The 17,295-nt window shown below is 64.6% G+C and carries 14 protein-coding genes; 3 read left to right on the top strand and 11 right to left on the bottom strand.

Translation table 11 applies throughout. The features are described 5' to 3' along the window. Window positions 1-8 precede the first annotated feature (8 nt). Both O4220_RS14280 and O4220_RS14285 read right to left on the bottom strand, forming a co-directional pair. The gene (locus O4220_RS14280; protein WP_269605219.1) at window positions 9-2,423 is read right to left on the bottom strand and encodes an HAD-IC family P-type ATPase; all 2,415 of its coding nucleotides are present in this window, start codon (window positions 2,421-2,423) and stop codon (window positions 9-11) included. 23 nt (window positions 2,424-2,446) lie between these two features. Beyond that, window positions 2,447-3,562, bottom strand: a complete 1,116-nt coding sequence (locus tag O4220_RS14285; RefSeq protein ID WP_269605221.1) for an MBL fold metallo-hydrolase — start codon at window positions 3,560-3,562, stop codon at window positions 2,447-2,449. A 94-nt stretch (window positions 3,563-3,656) separates the two neighbouring features. On the opposite strand from O4220_RS14285, the gene htpG reads away from it, so the two are divergent. Continuing rightward, a complete protein-coding gene (gene htpG / locus O4220_RS14290) occupies window positions 3,657-5,582 on the top strand; it encodes a molecular chaperone HtpG (protein ID WP_269605223.1) in 1,926 nt (641 codons plus the stop codon). A gap of 71 nt (window positions 5,583-5,653) precedes the next feature. On the opposite strand, the gene O4220_RS14295 is transcribed toward htpG, so the two are convergent. The 4 genes from O4220_RS14295 to shbA form a co-directional block, all read right to left on the bottom strand. Then, window positions 5,654-7,300: a purine-cytosine permease family protein gene (locus O4220_RS14295; protein WP_269605225.1), complete on the bottom strand. Its 1,647-nt coding sequence runs from the start codon at window positions 7,298-7,300 to the stop codon at window positions 5,654-5,656. Window positions 7,301-7,362: 62 nt separating this feature from the next. Beyond that, a complete protein-coding gene (locus tag O4220_RS14300; RefSeq protein WP_269605227.1) occupies window positions 7,363-8,700 on the bottom strand; it encodes a methyltransferase family protein in 1,338 nt (445 codons plus the stop codon). Then, complete coding sequence (locus O4220_RS14305; RefSeq protein ID WP_269605230.1) at window positions 8,697-9,668, bottom strand: hypothetical protein; 972 nt, start codon at window positions 9,666-9,668, stop codon at window positions 8,697-8,699. The genes O4220_RS14300 and O4220_RS14305 overlap by 4 nt, the downstream gene beginning before the upstream one ends. A gap of 44 nt (window positions 9,669-9,712) precedes the next feature. Then, window positions 9,713-10,288, bottom strand: a complete 576-nt coding sequence (shbA, locus tag O4220_RS14310; protein ID WP_269605232.1) for an RNA polymerase sigma factor ShbA — start codon at window positions 10,286-10,288, stop codon at window positions 9,713-9,715. A gap of 197 nt (window positions 10,289-10,485) precedes the next feature. On the opposite strand from shbA, the gene O4220_RS14315 reads away from it, so the two are divergent. Continuing rightward, window positions 10,486-11,433 carry an alpha/beta fold hydrolase gene (locus O4220_RS14315; protein WP_269605234.1) on the top strand — a complete coding sequence of 316 codons (948 nt, stop codon included), beginning with the start codon at window positions 10,486-10,488 and terminating at the stop codon, window positions 11,431-11,433. 67 nt (window positions 11,434-11,500) lie between these two features. On the opposite strand, the gene O4220_RS14320 is transcribed toward O4220_RS14315, so the two are convergent. The 3 genes from O4220_RS14320 to O4220_RS14330 form a co-directional block, all read right to left on the bottom strand. Further along, window positions 11,501-12,175 (bottom strand): hypothetical protein, encoded by a 675-nt coding sequence (locus tag O4220_RS14320; RefSeq protein WP_269605236.1) that lies wholly within the window; start codon window positions 12,173-12,175, stop codon window positions 11,501-11,503. Between the two features lie 192 nt (window positions 12,176-12,367). Beyond that, window positions 12,368-13,702: an ammonium transporter gene (locus tag O4220_RS14325; RefSeq protein WP_269605238.1), complete on the bottom strand. Its 1,335-nt coding sequence runs from the start codon at window positions 13,700-13,702 to the stop codon at window positions 12,368-12,370. Next, the gene (locus O4220_RS14330) at window positions 13,699-14,430 is read right to left on the bottom strand and encodes an enoyl-CoA hydratase (protein WP_269605240.1); all 732 of its coding nucleotides are present in this window, start codon (window positions 14,428-14,430) and stop codon (window positions 13,699-13,701) included. Before O4220_RS14330 ends, O4220_RS14325 begins: the two co-directional genes overlap by 4 nt. A 62-nt stretch (window positions 14,431-14,492) precedes the next feature. Between O4220_RS14330 and O4220_RS14335 the strand changes: the two genes are divergently transcribed. After that, window positions 14,493-15,560 (top strand): NAD(P)-binding domain-containing protein, encoded by a 1,068-nt coding sequence (locus tag O4220_RS14335; protein ID WP_420030388.1) that lies wholly within the window; start codon window positions 14,493-14,495, stop codon window positions 15,558-15,560. On the opposite strand, the gene O4220_RS14340 is transcribed toward O4220_RS14335, so the two are convergent. Together O4220_RS14340 and O4220_RS14345 are read right to left on the bottom strand one after the other, a co-directional pair. Then, window positions 15,557-16,378, bottom strand: a complete 822-nt coding sequence (locus O4220_RS14340) for a uroporphyrinogen-III synthase (protein ID WP_269605242.1) — start codon at window positions 16,376-16,378, stop codon at window positions 15,557-15,559. The two genes, O4220_RS14335 and O4220_RS14340, sit on opposite strands and share 4 nt — an antisense overlap. A gap of 40 nt (window positions 16,379-16,418) precedes the next feature. Next, window positions 16,419-17,267 carry an aldo/keto reductase gene (locus tag O4220_RS14345; protein WP_269605244.1) on the bottom strand — a complete coding sequence of 283 codons (849 nt, stop codon included), beginning with the start codon at window positions 17,265-17,267 and terminating at the stop codon, window positions 16,419-16,421. Window positions 17,268-17,295: the final 28 nt, after the last annotated feature.

Below are 17,295 nucleotides of genomic sequence, written 5' to 3' on the forward strand. Positions count from 1 at the left end.
CTCGAAGCTTACGTTTTGTACTGACTGTTGCGTAGTGACGTTCGATTGCGTAGCGCCGATCCGAATCGATGGGCGACCTCGACCAGCGCGATTCCGATGCCGCCGATGATCAGTGCACTGGTGGTGGCTCCGAGGTTCGACGGGTCGAGCTTGAAGAAGGTACGGCAGAACGGGATTGCGAACAGCAACAGGTAGCCGCCCACCGAACCGGCGAGCAGCAGGATCTTCCACCAGTTGTAGGGCCTCGCGACGACGGCCAGCACCCACAACGCGATCATGATCAGGGTGATCAATGCGGTGGTGCTGGCCTGCGTCACCTGCGTCTCTGTGGCGTTCGGGCCGGCATAGACCAGCAGGTAGGAGACGAATGTGCACGAGCCGACGATCAGTCCGGACGGTACGGCCAGCCGCATCACCCGCGAGACGAATCCACTGCGCGCCCGCTCGTTGTTGGGCGCGAGCGAGAGCACGAACGCCGGGATGCCGATGGTGAACCACGCCGCGATCGTCACGTGCCGCGGCAGGAACGGATACGGAATCGGCTCGAAGTGGAAGATCTGGGAGAGCACGCCCGAGAGCCCGATGAGAAACGCCAACAGCACCGAGTACACGGTCTTGGTGAGAAACAGGTTCGAGACGCGTTCGATGTTGCCGATGACGCGGCGTCCCTCCCCCACGACGTAGGGCAGCGTGGCGAACTTGTTGTCCAACAAGACGATCTGCGCGACCGCTCGGGTGGCGGCGCTTCCCGAGCCCATCGATACGCCGATATCGGCGTCCTTGAGAGCCAGCACGTCGTTGACGCCGTCACCGGTCATCGCGACCGTGTGGCCGCGAGATTGCAACGCGCCCACCATCGCCCGCTTCTGATCGGGCCGAACGCGGCCGAACGTGGTGGAACGGGCGAGAGTGTCGGCCAACTGCTCCGAGTCCTCGGGCAGCTCTCGCGCGTCGATCGGGGCGTCGCCGCCGGGCAGGCCGAGCGATCCGGCGACCGCACCGACCGAGACGGCATTGTCGCCGGAAATCACCTTCACCTGTACGTGCTGACTTGCGAAGTATTCCAACGTCTCTCGGGCATCCTCGCGCACCTTCTGCTCGAGAATCACCAGCGCTCGCGGGGTGACGACGCCGGGCGCATTCGCATCGTCGACGGCACTGTCGGAGCTGGCGAGCAGCAACACACGCAGGCCGTGGGAACCGGCGTCCTCGGCACGCCGGGCGATGTCGGCGGAGGCGTCGAGCAACACGTCGGGGGCACCGAGCAACCAGTTTCCGTGCTCGCCGTACGACAGTCCGCTCCACTTCTTCGCCGAGGAGAACGGGGCAACGGCCGTCTGCGTCCACCCCGGTGCGTCGGGATACGCCTCGCCCACGGCCTGCACACTGGCATTGGGCCGCGGATCGTCGTGCGCCAGCGACGCGAGAGCCGCTGTGACGGAATCGGAATCGAGCTCGTCCATCAGTACCAACTCGGACAGCCGCATACCGTTCTCGGTCAGGGTGCCGGTCTTGTCGGCACACACCACGTCGACCCGCGCGAGTCCTTCGATGGCAGGCAGCTCCTGCACCAGGCATTGCCGTTGTCCGAGCCGAATCACACCCACCGCGAACGCGATCGACGTCATCAGTACCAGGCCCTCGGGGACCATCGGAACGAGTGCGGCCACCATGCCGTTGAGGGCAGGCCGCAAAGCCTGCCCGCTGGAGAACAATTGGTTGTAGATGATCAGTGCGCCGGCCGGAATCATCAGGTACGTGATGAACTTCAAGATCTTGTCGATACCGCTGCGCAGCTCGGACTTGACCAGGGTGAACTTGCTGGCCTCCTCGGCCAGCTTGGCCGCGTAGGCATCGCGCCCCACCTTGGTCGCGCGATACGCCCCGCTCCCCGAGACCACGAAGCTGCCCGAAAGTACTTGCGCTGCTTGAAGTTTGTGCACCGTGTCGGCTTCACCGGTGAGCAACGACTCGTCGATCTCGAGGCTCGCGGTCTCGATGACCTCGCCGTCGACGACGATCTGATCACCGGGCCCCAGTTCGACGATGTCGCCGAGCACGACCTCGTCGGGCGGAATCTGCTTCGACTTGCCCTCGCGTCGTACCTGGGGCTTGTTCTGACCGACGATCGCCAGCCGATCCAGCGTGCGCTTGGCGCGAATCTCCTGAATGATGCCGATGCCGCTGTTCGCGACGATCAACAGCCCGAACATGCCGTCGATCACCGAACCCGTCGAGAGCACGATGATCAACAGCACACCGAGAATCGCGTTGATACGGGTGAACACGTTGCCGCGGACGATGTCGCGAACCGACCGAGAAGCGCGGGCCGGAACGTCGTTCGACTTTCCCTCGGCCTTGAGCTCGGCAGCTTCCGCCTCGGTCAGACCGGTGTCACGCTGCGCATCGGCGTCGATAGACATGCGTGCAGCCTAGTGTGGCTCGGTCAGCCCAGCCGAGCCCACCAGCGATCGTCGTGCAGCGTTCTCATGCCGTCTATTCGCTGGCCCGGCATCGGCACCGCCACCTGCACTCCGACGTCCTGCGCAGCCGCGTGCAGCCGCACGATCGGCTCGGACCACGGGTGAAAAGCCAGGTTGAACGTCGCCCAGTGGATCGGCACGAAGATGCCCGACGCCGTCAGATCCACGTGCGCAGTGACCGCTTCCTCCGGGTTCATGTGGATGTCCGGCCACCGCACGTCGTAGGCACCGACGGGAAGAAGCGTCAGATCGAACGGTCCGTACTTGCTGCCGATCTCGGCGAACTTCGGTGTGTAGCCGGTGTCGCCGCCGAAGAAGACCCGACGGACCGGACCGGCGAAGGCCCAGGACGCCCACTGCGTCGAGTCCCGGGTGAGACCGCGGCCCGAGAAGTGCCGAGCTTCGGTGCAGGTGACGGTGAGGCCGCCGATGTTCGTCTGCTCGTCCCAGTCCAACTCGATGATGCGTTCGTTCGGCACGCGCCACTTGCGCAGGTGCGCGCCGATTCCCAGTGGCACCACGAACGGTGCCGACTGCGTACTCGCCAGCTTCTGCACGGTCGCCTTATCGAGATGGTCGTAATGATCGTGGGAGATCACGATGGCGTCGACCCGCGGCAGGTCGGTCAACTCGACCGGCGTCGGATGCAGCCGCGCGGGGCCGACCACTCTGGACGGGGAGACACGATTGCTCCATACCGGATCGGCGAGAACCCGATATCCGTCGACCTCGACGAGCACGCTCGAGTGTCCGTACCAGGTGACGGCAAGCTCACCCGCATCCACGGGAGCGATCGGCGGGGCCAACGGGATCGGCCGCTGCGGCTTGCCCTTGCCGCGTTCGGTGACGAGCGAGACGAACATGTTCTGTTGCCCCTTCTCGCCGCGCCCCGGTACGTAGCTGGAACTGGGGTCGGAGTTGTGGAACCGGCGATCGCGGTATCGCGGCGACCCGGCCGCGTACGGCGAGATCTGCGCCCGTCGGGCACCGATCGCCGACGGGAGTCCCCACAGCGCACGCGCCAACCATGCCCCGCCCACAGCTGCGGACGCTCCTGCTACCCACTTCGTCTTCGTCACGGGCACCACAGTAGGCGGCGCCGACGTCTTCGCAGCTCACCCGTAACCTTGCCGTAGAATATTCGCGTCGGTTTTGCTGCTAGAAGGGGAGACATTGAGTACCGAACAGCTCGAATTCCAGGCGGAGACGCGTCAGCTCCTGGATCTGATGGTGCACTCCATCTACTCCAACAAGGACAGCTTTCTCCGTGAACTGATCTCCAACTCCTCGGACGCGCTGGACAAGCTGCGCCTGGAGTCGTACCGCAACAAAGACCTGGACGTCGACGTCACGGATCTTCACATCGAGATCGATATCGACTCCGCGGCCCGCACGCTCACCATCCGCGACAACGGCATCGGCATGTCGCGCTCCGAGGTCATCGACCTGATCGGCACGCTGGCCAAGTCCGGCACGGCCGAGGTGCGCAAGAAGCTCAAGGAAGCCAAGGACGCAGCTGCTTCCGAGGAACTGATCGGCCAGTTCGGCATCGGCTTCTACTCCACGTTCATGGTCGCCGAGAAGGTCACGCTGCTCACCCGCAAGGCAGGCGAGAGCACTGCCACCCGGTGGGAGTCCACCGGCGAGGGCACCTACGAGATCACCGACGTCGACGACGCCCCGCAGGGCTCCTCGGTGACGCTCGCGCTCAAGCCCGCCGACGAGGAGGACCACCTCCACGATTACGCGTCCGAGCGCAAGATCAAGGAACTGGTCAAGAAGTACTCCGACTTCATCGCCTGGCCCATTCGCATCGACGTCGAGAAGCGCGTCAAGAGCGAAGAGGAAGGTGGCGAGGACACCGTCACGATCGAGACGGAAACGATCAACTCGCAGAAGGCGCTGTGGACCCGCTCCAAGGACGAGGTGTCCGAGGAGGAGTACAAGGAGTTCTACAAGCACGTCAGCCACGCCTGGGACGAGCCGCTCGAGGTCATCCCGTTCAAGGCCGAGGGCACGTTCGAATACCAAGCGCTGCTGTTCATTCCGTCGCAGGCACCGTTCGACCTGTTCATGCGCGAGAGCAAGGCGGGCGTGCACCTGTACGTCAAGCGCGTGTTCATCATGGACGACTCGCAGGAACTGCTGCCCGAGTACCTGCGCTTCGTCAAGGGTGTCGTCGACGCAGCGGACCTCTCGCTCAACGTCTCTCGCGAGATCCTGCAGCAGGACCGGCAGATCCGGGCAATCCGTCGACGCCTCACCAAGAAGGTGCTCTCGACGGTCAAGGAACTGCAGAGCGAGCAGCCCGACAAGTACACAACGCTGTGGTCGCAGTTCGGCACGGTCCTCAAGGAGGGCTTGATCTCCGACAGTGACAACCGCGAAACCCTTTTGGGCATTTCGTCGTTCGCGTCCACGAACTCCGAGGAGGGCGTGACCACCCTCGCCGAGTACGTGGACCGGATGAAGGACGGACAGCAGCAGATCTACTACATGACGGGCGAATCCCGTCAGCAGATCGAGAGCTCGCCGCACATGGAGGCATTCAAGGCTCGCGGCCTCGAGGTGCTGCTGCTCACCGATTCGGTCGACGAAGTGTGGGTCGGCAACGTCACCGACTTCGACGGAAAGTCGTTCCAGTCCATCGCCAAGGGCGAGGTGGACCTCGACACCGAAGAGGAGAAGAAGGAGTCCGAGGCCAAGCGCGAGGAACAGGACAAGGAATTCGCAGACTTGCTGACCTGGCTCACCGAGACCCTCGGCGAGGACGTGAAGGAGGTACGTCTGTCGACACGACTGACGACGTCACCGGCCTGCGTCGTCGGCGACGAATTCAGCTTCTCGCCGCAGCTCGAGAAGATGTACAAGGCCTCGGGCCAGTTCGTGCCGACCTCCAAGCGCATTCTCGAACTCAACCCCACCCACGACCTGGTGACGGGATTGAAGAAGGCCCGCGAGGATCGCAGCGATGATCCGCACCTCGCCGAGACTGCCGAATTGCTTTATGCCACCGCCTTGTTGGCCGAGGGCACCGAGCTCAAGGACCCGGCGAAATTCTCCCGACTGCTGGCGGATCGGTTGACCCGCACCATCTGAGTGCCTTGCGGCAGTGGTGTGGTCAGGTGCCCCAGGCGGCACATAACCACACCACTGCGGCGCAGCCGCACTCACTGCGGAGGCAGGATGTGCTCCCCCGTCTTGTCGGTGCTCAGCGACAGTGAACTGATGTAGAGAATCTCGCCCTCGGGTCCGGTCTTGGCCGAGCGAATCATGTCGGGTCGCTCGAATTCCATGCCGCTGACGTGGCACATCACGAGCTCGTCGGACGGGTTGCCGTGCTCGTCGAACATGGGCAGATCGATGCCGTCGTCGGTGCGTCGCAGGTAGTACTTGCCCTTGGTTGCCACCGCAAGGATCGGCGGAAGTACCAGTGCGAGAACGAGAGCCACGATCGGTGAGTACGGTTTGATCGCAGATCCGAATGCCCCGAAGAACACCAGAATCGACAGGATTGCCGAGGCCGCCATCGATCCGAAGCCGACCGGGTTGATGTTGTAGAGCATGCCGCGTCGGAACTCGGGCACCTTGGGCGAGAGCTTCAGGATGTACTTGTTGAAGACGATGTCCGAGGCCACCACGGCAATCCACGCGATGCCGCAGTTGGCGTAGAAGCCGAGGATGTTGTTGAGGAAGCTGAACATGTTGGCTTCCATCAGGATCAGCGCGATCGCAAGATTGAAGAGCACGAAGACCATGCGGCCCGGGTACGTCTTGGTGAGCCGTGTGTACGAGTTGGTCCACGCCAGTGATCCCGAGTACGCGTTGGTGACATTGATCTTGATCTGGCTGATGACGACGAGGATCACAGCGAGCGTCATGGCGAGCCAGCCCGGCATGAAGTTCTCGTAGATCTCCAGGAACTGGTGCACCGGCTCGTTGGCGATGGTGGATCCGTCGACGACGTTCGCAATCAAGTAGACGGCGAGGAACAGACCGACGACCTGCTTGAGGGCACCGAAGATGACCCAGCCCGGTCCGGCGAGAAGCACTGCCGTCCACCAGCGCCGGGAATTCTCGGGCGTCTTGGGTGGCATGAAACGCAAGTAGTCGATCTGCTCGGCGATCTGCGCGATGAGCGAGAGACAGACGCCCGCGGCAAGCAATGCCGATCCGACGTTGACGCCCTTACCGTCGGCTCCGTCCTGACCGCCGTAGGCGAAGAACTCTCCGACCGAGTCCGGATTGCTGATCACCAAGTAGACGAACGGCAGCACCATCAGCACCAGCCACAGCGGGGTGGTCCAGACCTGAAGTTTGGCAAGGGCTTTCATGCCGTAGATCACCAACGGAATCACCATGATCGTGGACACCGCGTACCCGATGGGCAACGGAATACTCAGACCCAGTTCGAGTCCCTGCGCCATGATCGAGCCTTCGAGCGCGAAGAAGATGAAGGTGAACGTCGCGAAGATGACATTGGTGACGACCGATCCGTAATAGCCGAATCCGCTTCCGCGCGTGATCAAGTCGAGGTCGATGTTGTAGCGCGCAGCGTAATATGCGAGCGGGAGCCCGGTCAGGAAGATCACGACGGCGAACACCAGGATGCCCCAGAGTGCGTTGCCGGTTCCGTACGAGATTCCGATGTTGGCACCGATGGCGAAGTCCGCGAGATACGCGATGCCGCCGAGCGCGGACGTCGCGACAACACCGGTTCCCCATTTGCGGTAGCTACGCGGCGCGAAGCGCAGCGTGTAGTCCTCGAGCGTCTCTTTGAGCGCGGTGTCTGTCGGCGCTGGCTGTACGGCGGTCATGGCTCAGTAACGTAGGACCGCCACGTTGCCGCCGTGTCTTGCGTATGTGTAGCTACTGTTACTCATTCCGACGATTCGGACATGCGCCTGGGAATCGACCGCGGAGCGCCCCCACATGCGTCGGTCACCAGCGCAACCGCACTCGCGAGCACCGGTGCTCGCATCAGCCAACCCAGCACCGCCCAGCCGAGAGTCAGATGCTCGAGCGCACACCCGATCGCGCGCGTGCCGTCGGCGACGACGCATCCATCGCTGCTCTCGTACCGGACTCGGCGCAGCGTTCCCGGATGGTCCTCGGCGGCCGCGATCACCAGACCCGCCGAAGGGCGACGTGCGAACCACGGCCCGACGACGCTGCACGGGTCGCACGTGACGGACGCGTACAACGTGCCCGATGCACGGTCGGGACGTGCGTGCCATCGAGGGAGCCAGTTGCGAACCTGCGATCGGTGTTCGTTCCAGGCCGGCCCGAACCTCGCTGTCAGATGGGCCGTCTCGTTCCATGCCGCGATGCCGCTACTGAATGCGGCACCCGCCACTGCGGCCAGGAGCAGTGCCGGCGCATCGAACAGCACCGCGCCGGCCACGAGAATCAGCACCGCGCACAGCTGCATCGGATTGGCCACGTAGGCATAGGGTCCCGAGGTGACGAGCCGAGTGGGCGGATCCCAGGGAAACGGCGTTCCGTGGCCGATGATCGCGAAATCCCAGACGGCACGCATGGCCACGATACCCAGCACGGCAATCACCTGAATCGTCACCGAATCCAGCGCACCTCCTGTCCCGGCGAGCACTCCTGCCCACGACCTTCCGGTTGCCTCGAACGCGACAGAGGGAATCACGAAGACCAGCAGCGACGCGAACAGCACCATCTGCAGCACCACCCGAACCCGCAGTGCTCGCCGAGACGCCGTCAGCATGCCCAACGCCGTTGCCGGAACCAGACATACGAGAACGGCGAGCAGTTCGCCCCACCACCACGACGGCGTCAGGACCACCAGGGGCTCGAGACTGCCCATCACCAGAACGTCGGCCGTGACCAGGACGGCGACCACCGGCAGCGCATTCACCCAGCGAGACAACAGGATCGGTACCGCTCCCCACAGCAACGCCCACCCGAACATCACATCGACCGGCACCTCGAACCATTCGAGACCGTCGGTCCCGAAGCTCCACCATCCCAGGCGAACCGCGAGTGCGTTGACGGGCAGCAGACTCACCGTGCTCCACAGCAGCGCCAGCAGTGCACCGCCGCGCACCCTCACGTCCGCTCCGACACCCCACAGACCGGCGATCCACAGCACCGCGACCGAGACCAGCGGCACCATCAGTACCGCCGATCTCAGCACCGCGGTGTCCAGACCGGTCTGCACTGCCGAGCTCACGATCACTGCGCTCACGCCTGCAGGTCGAGCGAATCCAGTAGGTACCCCGCTGCCCGCTCGGCCACGAAGGTCTCGATGGGACCGAAGTACCAGGCGGGCGCAAGTTCGCGGTCGAAGTTCAACGTCCACGTCACTGCGGTACGGCCGTCGCCCTGCTCTGCCCAGCGAACGTCGATCGTCTTCCAGGTCAGCCACGTCGCGAGCGGGGTCGTGTCCGAGACCACCTGCATCCGAACCGACGTCGTGGTTCGCTCGGTCACCTCGAGCGTCAACGCCGACGACTGCTCACCCCAGTGATGAGTCGACATCATCGCGGGCCGATGGTGTGCCCCGGCGAATTCGACAACCCTCCGGTCACCGAGCTGCGAGCCCTGCACGTCCTCGTGCTGCGGCTCCGGAAACCCCCAGGACAGAATGCCCGACGGCGCAACCTCGTGAAATCGCAGCGGCGAGCCGACGGCCGAATCCACCTCGGCGGAGGAGGCGTCGAACACGCGGGTTGCCGACACGGTGGAGTCCGACGGGAACGTCGTCATCGGCAGCACCCCCTCGGACGCCATGACGAGTACGAGCACGGGCAGAACCGAAATCTGGAGCTTGCCACCGCCCTGCCGCCGGAAGTAGGAGACAAGACCCACCACGATGATGGCCACGCCGTAAAAAATCGGAGCCGCGAAGATGACGCAGATGAAGCCTTCACCCAGCACGATCATCGACAGCAACAGGCACACCGTCACCACCTTGACCGTCGTTCCGATGGCGCTACCCCACGGTGCCGACAGCACGACGACGATTGCGAGTACGGCAGGAATCCCGACGTAGAACGCTGCGGTCTGGTCTTGGCCGGTGTCCTGCAGAATCTTCCGAACGATCACGGCCACGGCGAAGGCGAGCACGATGGCAGCCAACACCCACTGCTGACGGTTCGGTCGATGCGACTGCTCTGGCACGAAATCTGGCTCGGGTCCCCCTGTACCGGTCATTGTGACAGTCGATCACACCAGAAGGGTGCCTCGCGGCGGATGAGTCAGGCGACTGCGCTGGCGTCCAGTAGCGAGAAGTTCGACAGTTCGGCACGAAGCATGTTCATCGCCCGATGCTGGGCCACCCGAACGGCTCCGGCCGTCATTCCGAGGGCAGCGCCGGTTTGTGGTGCCGTCAGACCCCACACCACACGCATCAGAATGATCTTGCGGTACCTCGTCGGCAGGGTGTCCATCAGAGCCTGCGCGTGATTGCGCAGTTCACCGCCGAGAGCGACCTGCTCCGGCCCGGCGTCCTGAGACTGCTCCTCGGGCATTTCGTCGATGGAGAACGTCTGTCGCAACACCGATTTACGCCCGGCGTCGGCCAACTTGTGGGCAGCGATTCCGTACACGAAGGCCATGAAGGGCTTGCCCATGTCGCGGTACTTCGGGATTGCGGTGACCAGGGCGAGACACACGTCTTGCACGACATCGTCGGCGGCGACGTCGAGGTTGCCGATTCGGGCGGCGCAATATCTGCGTACCGGCGGCTGGATCAGCACGAGCACCTGCTCGAGGGCGGTTCGATCTCCCGCGACGGCCTGCGGTACTACCTCGTCGAGCCTGTCCACGCCCATGGCCGATCTCCTCACTGGCAACGCGCGCCCTCACCTGAACGCTCATCAGTGCTTCGGTGCAGATTCCCGCTCGGCTTGGTCGCAGTGGCTATCACATCCGAGAAAAATGTGATTCAGGTAACACGGCGTGTCGCGGGAGCGAAGTACCCGACAACAACCAAGTCGCAGCACGTGACCTTCACACCCGCGGAGCGCACATGAACACCAGCGAGCAGACCAATCAGGTCGGTCGTCGCAGCACCGTTGCTGCCGGCGATGGCACTGCGCTGGCGGTTCGCGAATTCGGACATCCGAATGCGCCTCTGACCGCGGTATTCGTGCACGGACACTGCCTGCGCATGCAGTCGTGGACCGACCTGCGCCGGCAGGTGGAGCAGTCGTGGGGAGACGACGTTCGAATCGTGATGTACGACCACCGCGGTCACGGGGAATCGAGTGCGGCCGCGCCGGAGAGCTGCACCATCGATCAGCTCGGCGAGGACCTGGCCGACGTGATCCGCGCTGTCGTCCCGGTGGGGCCGTTCGTCGTGGTCGGACACTCGATGGGTGGCATGACGGCGCTCTCCTACGCGCGTCAGTACCCCGACGCCATCGGCTCGCGTCTGGTCGGGGTCGGATTGATCGCGACGACCGCGGGCGGGATCACCGACGACGGGCTCGGTAGTTGCCTCGCGCACCCGGCCGTGTCGGCGTTTCAGGCAGCTGTTCGACGCGCCCCTCGACTGATGTCGGGTGCCAAGTGGCTCAGTCGCGGAGTGTGCGCCCCCATCGTCAGGACGGCGGGATGCGGCTCCCACAAAGTCAGCCCGCGGGTGGTCACGCTGGCGACGGCCATGCTCGGCGACACGTCCATCGTGACGATGGCGGCGTTCCTCGGCGCGTTCCGCGGTCTCGACGAGGTGGCCGGTCTGGCCGCGCTGGCTTCGATTCCCACCCTGGTGCTGTGTGGCTCGGACGACCTGATGACGCCGATGCGACACTCGGAAACCCTCGCCTCCCACCTCCCCGACGCACGGTTGGTGCGCGTCGCGCAGGCCGGACACATGGTGATTCTCGAACGAGCACACGAGGTGGCGGACGCCATCGTCGAACTCGTGACGGCAGCTCGTCGGGCCCACGTGGGGGATCTTGCCCTGGCTCGCTAGACCTTCCGACGACTGTGGCCCGCACCGGATATCCGATGCGGGCCACAGCAGTGTTGTCGAGGCGGTGTTACTTCTTGACTGCGGGCGGAGCGTTGAGCAGCTGGATGAACTGTCCGGCGTTACCGATGACCGCGCCGAGGCCACCGGCGGAGGTGCCGGCGAGCGATCCGATGGCACCGAGGGCGATCGCGCCGATGACGCAGCCGCCGATGGGGCCGGCTCCGAGAAGAGTTGCAACCGGTGCAGTCACGACGACTCCGGTGATGATTCCGAGGAGGCATCCGCCGACGATTCCGGTTGCAGCACCGAGGAATCCACCGACAGAGGCCGTGAGGCTGAGGTTGTCCTTGACACCCGCGACTGCGGCGGGCAGATCGACCTGCTGCAGGCCGGGGAGGGAGGTGGAGACCGGGGTTGCCGCGGCAGGCGAGACATCGGCGGTCAGGGTGGCGTGGTTACCGTCGATCACGGCCGCGACGGGGTGCGAGAATCCGTCGGCGGCAATGGACAGCGGAACCGAGTCGACCAGTGCGCCATTGGCGTCACGGACCACGAGGTGGTTGTCTTCGTTGCTCAGAGTGCCGGCCGTCGTGTCGACGAGGACCTGGTTGCCGGCCTGGGTGACGTTCCACCCGACGGCAGCGGCGGGAGCCGGTGCCGGATCCGCGTAGGCGGTGCCCATGGCGGTCGTCATCGCTGCAATGACCAATGCGGACGTTGCCGCGAATCGAGTCAGCTTCATGTTCCTCTGTCTTTCGTCGTGTCCATCTCTCGATACCGAGCAGCGAAAAGCTATGGGCACAACAAGCGGGTGAGGCGAACCGAAGATGAACGAACGGGGTCGAATCGAACAACGATCGATCGCATCAACCCGAAAGGGACAGAACGACTTTCAGCGACCGATCGGTTCGTAAAGGGGACCCACGGGCTGTCTCTACTTACCGAAAAGACCAGGCTTGTTGCTGCCTCCGTGACCCACTCCGAAGTCGTAGGCGGACTCGGCGTGCTCGTGCTCGTCGAGGCCGTCGGCTTCGTGCTGCGCGTCGGCACGCACGCCCATGACAGCCTTGATCGCGAATGCGATGCCGGTGGTGACCACCGCGCAGTAGACGAACACCGCCACCACTGCGATCGCCTGCACCCACAGCTGATGCAGGCCGCCGCCGTAGAACAGACCGTCCACACCCGCAGGCATCTGTGCACTGGCAACAAGCCCGATCATCAGCGTGCCGACGATGCCACCGACGAGGTGCACGCCGACGACGTCGAGTGAATCGTCGTAACCGAAGCGGTATTTGAGGCCGATGGCCAGAGCACACAGAGCACCCGACGCGATGCCGATCGCCGCGGCACCTATCGGAGTGACCGCTGCGCACGACGGGGTGATGGCCACCAGACCTGCTACGACGCCCGAGGCCGCGCCGAACGATGTGGCGTGACCGTCTCGCCACTTCTCGACGACGAGCCACGCCGCCATGGACATTGCTCCGGCACCCATCGTATTCACCAATGCCACCGCGGCGACGCCGTCCGCGGCCAACGACGATCCCGCGTTGAAGCCGAACCAGCCGAACCACAGCAACCCGGCGCCGAGCATGACGGCCGGAAGATTGTGTGGGCGCATGGGATCTCGCGGCCAGCCACGACGCTTGCCGACCACGAGCGCGAGCACCAGCCCGGCTACTCCGGCATTGATCTCCACGGCCGTGCCGCCGGCGAAGTCGATCGCGCCGAGCCTGTTGGTCAACCATCCGCCGAACTCACTGGTGAGCCCGTCGAGCGAGAACACCCAGTGCGCCACAGGGAAATACACCAGGGTGGACCACAGGGCCGCGAACAGCACCCACGGCACGAAGCGCATCCGGTCTGCGACGGCACCGGAGATCAGCGCGACCGTCACCATGGCAAATCCTGCCTGGAACGCTGCGAACACCAACGCCGGAACGGTTCCCACCAACGGAATCGACACCGTGCCCGCCGCCGAGGTGTACACCCCGCCCAATAGACCCTCGAAACCGGCGTACTGCAACGGGTTTCCGATCCACCCGCCGATCACGTTGTCGCCGAACACCATCGAGAACCCGAACACCAACCACAGCAGCCACACGACGGCGATGGCCGACAGGCTCATCATCATCATGTTCAGCACGCTCTTCGAGCGCACCATGCCGCCGTAGAAGAAGGCCAGGCCGGGCGTCATCAGCAGCACCAGCGCGGTGCTGGCCAGCAGCCACGCGGTATCGCCCGCATCGGGCGCGCCGGTGATCACCTGCCCACGAACTTCGGCTTGCGCTTCTCGGCACGGGCCCGCCGCGCTTCCCTCATGTCCTCGCTGCTCCACGCGGCCTCGAACGCCGCATGCTGCTCCGGCGTCGGATCATCGCGAATCTCGTCGTCGTTGAACACGAGCTTGAGGTGTTTCAGGGCCAGCGGAGCGAGTTCGGTGATCGACTCGGCCCACTGCGTTGCAACCGTGAGATCGCCGAGCTTGTTGGCCAGCCCGCACGTGTACGCCTGCTCTGCGTGTACCCGCTCCCCACCCAGCAGGATGGTGCGCGCCACTCCCCCACCGGCGAGCGCAGCCAACCGCCGGATGGTCCAGTTGCTCACCGCGATACCGAGGCGCGTCGACGGAATCTCGAAGAAGCTTCCCGGCGCAACGACCCGCAGATCGCAGGCGATCGCCAGCTGCGTCCCCGCACCCACGGCCGGGCCGTTCACCGCAGCCACCACCGGAATCGAGGCGCGTTCGATCGCCGTCAGCATCTCTTCGAGGATCTGCCCGAACGAGTCGGGAAACGCATCACCGGTCAGATCCGCACCTGCGCAGAAGCTGGTGCCCTGACCGGTGATGACAACGACCCGCGCGCCGTCACGCTCGGCCTGTTCCACACCGTGGCGCACCGCAAGACACAGCTCCGTGTTCAACGCATTGCGTCGATCCGGGCGCTGCAATTCGAGAGTGACGACATCGCCGTCACGAGAGAGTCCGATCACGAGAGCAGAGGTTACCGACCAGTACCGGTTTTACCTACTGGGTGGCTGATCTACTGGTAGCCGTGATCGACACTCGAATCGCCGTCATCGGCGCGGGGCAGGCCGGACTCTCGGCCGGCTACCACCTCCATCGAGCAGGCCTGGACGCAGGCGCAGGCTTCGTGATGCTGGACGGCGCCCCCAGTCCTGGCGGTGCCTGGCAGTTCCGGTGGCCTTCGCTGACGCTGAGCACCGTCAATGGTGTCCACGACCTGCCCGGTATGACCTTCTCCGAAACGCTGGGCGACGAGCCGGCCGAGACTGTTCCGGCCGCCGAGGCCGTCCCCCGCTACTACCGCGAGTACGAGGAACGCTTCGAACTACATGTTCGACGCCCCGTCACGGTCACCGTCGTGTGCGATCGCGAGCCTCTCTTCCGGGTCGAGGCCGGGGAGACGGTCGTCATGGCCGAGGGATTGATCAACGCCACCGGAACGTGGGAGAAGCCGTTCGTTCCGCATTACGACGGAGCCGAGACGTTCACCGGCAGGCAATTGCACACCAAGGATTACCGGACCGCCGACGAGTTCGCCGGCAAGCACGTCGTGGTGGTGGGCGGCGGGATCTCGGCCGTCCAGCTGCTCGACGAGATTTCCCAGGTGACGACCACAACATGGGTGACGCGCCGACCACCGGTGTTCAGGGACAGTCAGTTCGACCACGACGCCGGACGCCAAGCCGTTGCCATGGTCGAGGAGCGGGTGCGAGCGGGCCTGCCACCGGGCTCGGTCGTCTCGGTGACCGGTCTGCTGCTGACGCCGTCGTTGGCCGCGGCACGCGAGCGCGGCGCGCTCGAGCGCAGGCCGATGTTCTCGAGGATCACCGCAGATTCGGTGGTGTGGGACGACGGATCGAGCCAACACACCGACGTGATTCTGTGGGCCACCGGTTTTCGCAGCGCACTCGACCACCTGGCTCCTCTGCGCTTGCGCGGGCACGGCGGAGGAATCGTCATGGACGGCCGGCTCGCCACTCGAGTGGCGGCGAACCATCGCGTCCACTTGCTCGGCTACGGGCCGTCCGCGAGCACGATCGGAGCGAACCGCGCCGGACGAGCCGCGGTGACGGAGATACTCGAAACGCTGGGCTAAGAGAGTTGCTCGGTCACGAACTTCGCCAGTGCGCCCAATCGTGCCCGGCTCGGCATCGAGGTCGGGACACCCAACGCATCCAACGGGGCCGATGTCACCGGACCCACGCAGATCGCGGCGACGTGGCCTCGAAGCGCGTCCAGGAAGGCGTCGAGCCGGCCGTTGTCCTTCGCGGTCGAGAGCAGCGACGCGACGGCGGGGGCGCTGGTGAACGTCACCGCGTCCACACGACGGTCGATGATCTGCGACAGAAGGTCGATGAGCGGAGCCTGGTCCACGGGACGGATCCAGCGGTACACCGGGATCGGTCGGACGTGCGCACCGAGTTCCCCCAGCGCATCGCTGAGATGGATCGTCGGTTCCCATTCGGTGATGACGCCGTGCAGCTGCACCGCAACGTCCACTCCGGAAACACCTTCGGCGGCAAGATGATCGGATACTTCCTGCGAGGCCTCGGTGGCCGGCGACCACTCTTCTCGAAGCCCCGTGCCGCGAATTGCCCCGCGCGCCTTGGGGCCTCGGGCAATGATTCGCGTGTGCCCCAGTGCTGTCAGGAGGTCTTCGCGCATACCCCAGTCGGCCGCCGCGTCGAGCCAGCCCCGAAAACCGATGCCGGTACTGATCACGACAATCTGCGGTGGACGCTCGACGATGCCCTCGGTGGCCGACTTCAACTCGGAGTCGTCGATCAGGGGCAGAACGTGAATCGCCGCGGCGTGAACGATGTTCGCGCCGCGGCGTTCGAGCATGGTGGCCAATTCGTCCGCGCGCCGCTCGGCGGTGAGGGCAACGGTCTTGCCGTCGAGCGGTTCCGACATGAGTACAGACTAGGCCCCCGACGTGCCTGGAACTGACAGGTCAGCTGCTGAACTTGTCCGGGTCCGGGCCGGTGCGGCCGTCGGCGGAGTCCAGCGCATTGATCTGCTGAATCTCGTCGTTGCTCAGCTCGAAGCCGAAGACGTCGAAGTTGCTGGCAATGCGCTCGGGGGTGACCGACTTGGGGATCACGACGTTGCCGAGCTGGATGTGCCAGCGCAGAATCACCTGGGCCGGGGTAACTCCGTGCGCCTCGGCGATGGGCGCGAAGGCCGGATCGTCCAGGACGGTGCCGGAGCCGAGCGGGCTCCAGGCCTCGGTGGCGATGCCCTTCGAGGTGTGGAAGGCGCGCAGCTCTTCCTGGATCAGACGCGGATGCAGCTCGATCTGGTTGATCGACGGCGTCTCGCCGACCGCGTCGATCAGCTTCTCGAGGGTGGGAATGGTGAAATTGGAGACGCCGATCGAACCGATCCGGCCGTCGGCCTTGAGCTTCTGGAAAGCCTTGAAGGTATCGATGTACTTGTCGCGATCGAGCTGCTGCCAGTGAATGAGGTACAGGTCGAGGTATTCGAGGCCCAGACGATCCATGCTGGCGTCGAAGGCCTTCAAGGTGGAGTCGTAGCCCTGATCGTCGTTCCACAGCTTGGTGGTGATGAACAGCTCGTCACGGGCGATGCCGGACTCCGCGATCGCCTTGCCGGTGCCGGCCTCGTTCTCGTACACCTTGGCGGTGTCGATGCTGCGGTACCCGACCTTCAGCGCCTCGGACACGGCGGCCTGGGCACCGTCGTCGGGAACCTGCCATACGCCGAACCCGAGCTGGGGAATGGACGTGCCGTCGTTGAGCACGATGGTCGGGACAGTACTGGTCTCGGCTGAATACGTCATACGAATGCCAACGGACGGCGCTGTGAAT

Origin of the sequence: Rhodococcus ruber, assembly GCF_027270735.1 — a bacterium.
Lineage (GTDB): Bacteria > Actinomycetota > Actinomycetes > Mycobacteriales > Mycobacteriaceae > Rhodococcoides > Rhodococcoides rubrum_A.